The sequence below is a fragment of the Mycobacterium sp. Marseille-P9652 genome, from assembly GCF_902652685.1.
Lineage (GTDB): Bacteria > Actinomycetota > Actinomycetes > Mycobacteriales > Mycobacteriaceae > Mycobacterium.
In genome coordinates this window covers 1-4,919 of the sequence record NZ_CACRUY010000111.1, presented here as the reverse complement: position 1 = coordinate 4,919, position 4,919 = coordinate 1, and the positions used below count along the sequence as shown (strand labels likewise).

Below are 4,919 nucleotides of genomic sequence, written 5' to 3'. Positions count from 1 at the left end.
GTGGCCAGTGCGTTCGAAGGCGCGCTGGCAGCCACCGTGCATCCCCTGTGGGTCGACCTCAACCGCAACTCGCTGGTGCAGGCGGTGATGTCGAACTGGTTCGGACTCAATGCCCCGGCCATCGCCGCGATCCAGGCCGACTACGAGGCCATGTGGGCCCCAAAAGTCGCGGCGATGTCTTGCCACTACTCGGGCGCCCCGGCCGGCGCCCGCCGGGTTCCCCCCGCCCGCGGCCCGGCTGGTCCCCGCCGCCGCGACGGCCCCCACCCAGCGCCTCGCCGGGCTCGGCCGCCCGCCCGCCCGCCGAACCCGTCGCACCGTGGACTTGACGCCGGCGCAGCACCGCGCCCTCGACGTCTGGCAGCGGGAAGCCGCCGACCGCCTCGGGGTCGCCCGGGTCACCGGCCAGGAGGTGCTCACCGCGCTCATCGACCAGCTCCTCACCGACAGCCAGCTGTCGGCCCGCATCACGCGCAGCATCCAGGCGCGCCGGTGAGCTGAAACGGACCCCGCGAAGCGGGCGGCGAGGCAGCCAATACGATCCCAGCAGCCATAGCGACAATCAGGACAGGAGGAGCCGATGCGCGCGATCGTCGCCGTTGCCATGCGCAGCCTCGCGGGCATCGCTTCGACGGTCGCGGCGGCGATCGCCGGGCTTGCCGCGCCGGCCGCTGCGACCCCGCCCGAATTTCCCGGCCTCGACGGTTTCACCGCCGTCCCGGCGGACGGGTACGTCACGAGCCCGCACCCGGGCGACCCGCCTCGCGTGAGCTTCACCGCCTCGCCCACCCTGGTGTGCGACTTCTACGGCGGCCCGGCGCCGGCGCCCCACCCCTCGGGGGACATCAAGTGCACCGGCGACATGCCGGGCATGAACGACGTGCTGTTTCCCGGCGGTGGCCGGTCGAGACCCGGCGACTGCGTGGTCGGGGTCGTCAGCTTCAAGGGACCCGGCTACGAATTGAGCCGCATGTCCTACGGCGGGTGCGACGGCAACCCCGCCGCGCTGCCGTCGGGCGGCAAACCGCTGGCCGCCGGCCAGAAGGTGTCCTACCTGAACGTGACGTGCGCCGTGGGCGCCGACGATCTGGTCGCCTGCCTGGACACCACCAGCGGGGAGCATGGGTTCGTCCTGCAGCGCTCGGGCAGCTGGGCCTTCTAGGCCGATCGCCGCTAGCCCAGGGCCGCCCGCAGCGACGCCACGGCGTCGCTGATCGAGCCGGTTGTCGAGTAACCGGCGGCCAGCCGGTGGCCGCCCCCGCCGAACCTGGAGGCCACGGCCGCGAGGTCGACGTCGGCCTTCGCCCGCATCGACACCGACCACTCCCCCGGACTGACTTCTTTGAAGACGGCCGCCACCTCCGCCTGCTGCGTGGTGCGCACGATGTCGACGATGCTCTCGACCTCCTCGGGCCGCGAGGTCACCCAGTCCCGGTTGCCGACGACCGCGCAGACCAGCCCGAGTCCGCCGGCGGCCTCCGGCAGCAACTGCGCGGTACTGAGCACGCGCGACAGCAGCGGCAGCCAGCCGAACGGGTGGCTGTCCATCAGGGTCCGGCTGATCGCGGCGTTGTCCACGCCGAGCTCCACCAGCCGGGCCGCCAGCCGCAGCGCGCGGGCACTGGCCCAGCGGAACGACCCCGTGTCCGTCGTCAGCCCCGCGTAGATGCAGTGCGCGACGTCGGGGTCGATGCGCTTCCCCCAGGTGTCGAGTATCTCGGCGACCATCATCGTGGTGGAGTCCGCCGACACGTCGATGAAGTTGGCGGAGCCGAACATGTCGTTGGTCGCGTGGTGGTCGACCACCAGCACCTGCCGGCCGGGCGCCGCCATGTCGCTCAGGGCGCCCAGCCTCTTGACGCTCGGAACGTCAACGGTCACAACCAGATCCGCGTCGCGCCGCATGGCGCCGGGCTCGACCAGCAGGTGACAGCCCGGCAGCGAGGCCAGTGATTCCGGTAGCTTCGCCGGGGCGGCGAAGCTCACCTCGACATGCTTGCCGCAGCGGTCCAGTACGAGCGCCAGCGCCAGCCCGGCGCCGATCGTGTCGGCGTCGGGATGGACGTGCGCGAGCACCGCAACCGTCTCGGCGCCCGACAACAGCTCGACCGCGCCCAAGGCGTCGACGCGCGCCCCGGCGCCCGCTACCTCAGTCTTCGGATCGATCGCCGTCACCGGTGTCCCTCACGCGATATGGATCGGCTTCACCGGCCGGCTTGGCACCGGAACGCACCCGCTCCAGGTCGGCGTCGGCGGCGCGGGCACGAGCCAGCAACTCCTCCATCCGCTGCACGTTGTCGGCGGTCGTGTCGCGGGTGAAGGTGAGCGTCGGCGTGAAGCGCACGCCGGTGCCCGCGCCGACCTTGGTTCGCAGCGCGCCCTTGGCCCGCTCCAACGCGGCCGCCGCCGCGGCGTAGTCCGGCTCGTCGTCGAGGGTGCGGCCCATCACCGTGTAGAACACGGTCGCGTCGTGCAGGTCGGCCGTCACCTTCGTGTCGACGATGGTGACGCCGTCGAGCCCAGGATCCTTGATCTCGAACTCGATCGCCGAGGCGACGATCGTGTTGATCCGCTTCGCCAGCCGGCGCGCCCTTGCGGGGTCCGCCACTATCTATTCACCGCCTTCTCCTGGTCACTTCGTTCCGCATCGTCGGCGATGGTCAGGCGCGCTCCTTTTGGACCAGCTCGTAGGTCTCGATGACGTCGCCTTCCTTGAGGTCGTTGTAGCCCAACGTCATACCGCACTCGAAGCCCTCGCGGACCTCGGTCACGTCGTCCTTCTCCCGGCGCAGCGAGGTCACCGTGAGGTTGTCGGCCACCACGATGTTGTCGCGCAGCAACCGCGCCTTGGCGTTGCGGCGCACCACACCCGAGGAGATCATGCAGCCCGCGATGAGGCCGACCTTGGACGACCGGAACAGCGCCCGGATCTCGGCGCGGCCGAGCTGGTTCTCCTCGTAGATCGGCTTGAGCATGCCGCGCAGGGCCTTCTCGATCTCGTCGATCGCCTGGTAGATCACCGAGTAGTACCGGATCTCCACACCCTCGCGGTTGGCGAGCTCGGTCGCCTTGCCCTCGGCGCGCACGTTGAACCCGATGATCACCGCGTCCGACGCCGACGCCAGGTTGACGTTGGTCTCGGTGATGCCACCGACGCCGCGGTCGATGACGCGCAGCGCCACCTCGTCGTCGACCTGGATGCCCATCAGGGCCTCCTCGAGCGCCTCGACCGTACCGGCGTTGTCGCCCTTGAGGATCAGGTTCAGCTGGCTGGTTTCCTTCAGCGCCGAGTCCAGGTCCTCCAGGCTGATCCGCTTGCGCGACCGTGCCGCCAGCGCGTTGCGCTTGCGCGCGCTGCGCCGGTCGGCGATCTGCCGCGCGATGCGGTCCTCGTCGACCACCAGGAAGTTGTCACCGGCGCCGGGCACCGACGTGAAGCCGATGACCTGCACCGGCCGCGACGGCAGCGCCTCCTCGACGTCGTCGCCGTGCTCGTCGACCATGCGGCGGACGCGGCCGTAGGCGTCGCCGGCGACCACCGAGTCGCCGACGCGCAGCGTGCCGCGTTGCACCAGCACCGTGGCGACCGGGCCGCGGCCGCGGTCCAGGTGCGCCTCGATGGCCACACCCTGGGCCTCCATGTCGGGGTTGGCCCGCAGGTCCAGGGCGGCGTCGGCGGTCAGCAGCACCGCCTCCTCGAGCGCCTCGATGTTCGTGCCCTCCTTGGCGGAGATGTCGACAAACATCGTGTCGCCACCGAATTCCTCTGGCACCAAGCCGAATTCGGTGAGCTGCCCGCGGATCTTCTGCGGGTCGGCGCCCTCCTTGTCGATCTTGTTGACCGCCACCACGATCGGGACGTCGGCCGCCTGCGCGTGGTTGATCGCCTCCACCGTCTGCGGCATCACACCGTCGTCGGCCGCGACCACCAGGATCGCGATGTCGGTGGCCTTCGCGCCGCGGGCACGCATGGCGGTGAACGCCTCGTGACCCGGGGTGTCGATGAAGGTGATCGGCCGTTCGGTGCCGTCGAAGTCGACCGACACCTGGTAGGCGCCGATGTGCTGGGTGATGCCGCCGGCCTCGGCCTCGCGGACGCTGGCGTTCCGGATGGTGTCCAGCAGGCGCGTCTTACCGTGGTCGACGTGACCCATGACGGTCACCACCGGCGGCCGGGTCTGCAGGTCCTCCTCGCCGCCCTCGTCCTCGCCGTAGGTGAGGTCGAAGGACTCGAGCAGCTCGCGGTCCTCGTCCTCCGGGCTGACGACCTGCACGACATAGTTCATCTCGCTGCCCAGCAGCTCGAGGGTCTCGTCGCCCACCGACTGGGTGGCCGTCACCATCTCGCCGAGGTTGAACAGCGCCTGCACCAGCGCGGCCGGGTTGGCGTCGATCTTCTCGGCGAAGTCGGAGAGCGACGCGCCGCGCGCCAGGCGGATGGTCTCGCCGTTGCCGTGCGGCAGCCGCACGCCGCCGACGACCGGCGCCTGCATGTTCTCGTACTCGGCGCGCTTCGCCCGCTTGGACTTGCGGCCGCGCCGCGGTGCGCCGCCGGGACGGCCGAACGCGCCGGCCGCGCCGCCGCGCTGGCCGGGGCGGCCGCCGCCGCCTCCACCGCCACCGCCGGGACGACCGCGGAAACCGCCGCCGCCACCGCCGGGCGGGGCACCGACGCCGCCGCCACCGCGGTAGTTACCGCCTCCGCCGTCGCGGCCGCCGGGACCACCCGGCCTGCCGCCGCCGGGCCGCGGGGCGCCGGGACGGGCGGGCCGGCCCTGGCCGGCGGCACCGCCGGGCCGGGGCGGCATGTTGCCGGGCGACGCGCCACCCGGACGCGGGGCGCCGGGCCTGGGGGCACCGGGCCGCGGCGCCATGGGACGCGGGATGGGCCGGTCGACGGGCTGCGCCGACGAGAACGG

Annotated in this window: 5 protein-coding genes and 1 pseudogene; 3 read left to right on the top strand and 3 right to left on the bottom strand. The window is 72.0% G+C overall.

Annotated features, from left to right (window positions below; translation table 11 throughout):
- From GPY60_RS27810 to GPY60_RS26250, 3 genes and pseudogenes are all read left to right on the top strand, one after another.
- Nucleotides 1-159 (top strand): annotated as a pseudogene (locus GPY60_RS27810) (PPE domain-containing protein); the annotation flags it as partial.
- Nucleotides 160-238: 79 nt separating this feature from the next.
- The gene (locus GPY60_RS26815; protein ID WP_197283848.1) at nt 239-496 is read left to right on the top strand and encodes a hypothetical protein; all 258 of its coding nucleotides are present in this window, start codon (nt 239-241) and stop codon (nt 494-496) included.
- An 84-nt stretch (nt 497-580) separates the two neighbouring features.
- Nucleotides 581-1,162, top strand: coding sequence for a hypothetical protein (locus GPY60_RS26250; RefSeq protein WP_156690618.1), 582 nt, complete (start codon nt 581-583; stop codon nt 1,160-1,162).
- An 11-nt stretch (nt 1,163-1,173) separates the two neighbouring features.
- Here GPY60_RS26250 and GPY60_RS26245 read toward each other — a convergent pair whose 3' ends face one another.
- From GPY60_RS26245 to infB, 3 genes are all read right to left on the bottom strand, one after another.
- The gene (locus tag GPY60_RS26245; RefSeq protein WP_156690617.1) at nt 1,174-2,175 is read right to left on the bottom strand and encodes a DHH family phosphoesterase; all 1,002 of its coding nucleotides are present in this window, start codon (nt 2,173-2,175) and stop codon (nt 1,174-1,176) included.
- Nucleotides 2,150-2,608: a 30S ribosome-binding factor RbfA gene (gene rbfA, locus GPY60_RS26240; protein WP_156690616.1), complete on the bottom strand. Its 459-nt coding sequence runs from the start codon at nt 2,606-2,608 to the stop codon at nt 2,150-2,152. Before rbfA ends, GPY60_RS26245 begins: the two co-directional genes overlap by 26 nt.
- A gap of 52 nt (nt 2,609-2,660) precedes the next feature.
- Nucleotides 2,661-4,919: translation initiation factor IF-2 (gene infB / locus GPY60_RS26235; protein WP_156690615.1), on the bottom strand; the 2,259-nt coding region annotated here is incomplete at its 5' end.

Excerpts from the sequence above, each read along its gene's own strand:
- GPY60_RS26250 (WP_156690618.1), top strand. The coding sequence starts at position 581 with ATGCGCGCGATCGTCGCCGTTGCCATGCGCAGCCTCGCGGGCATCGCT.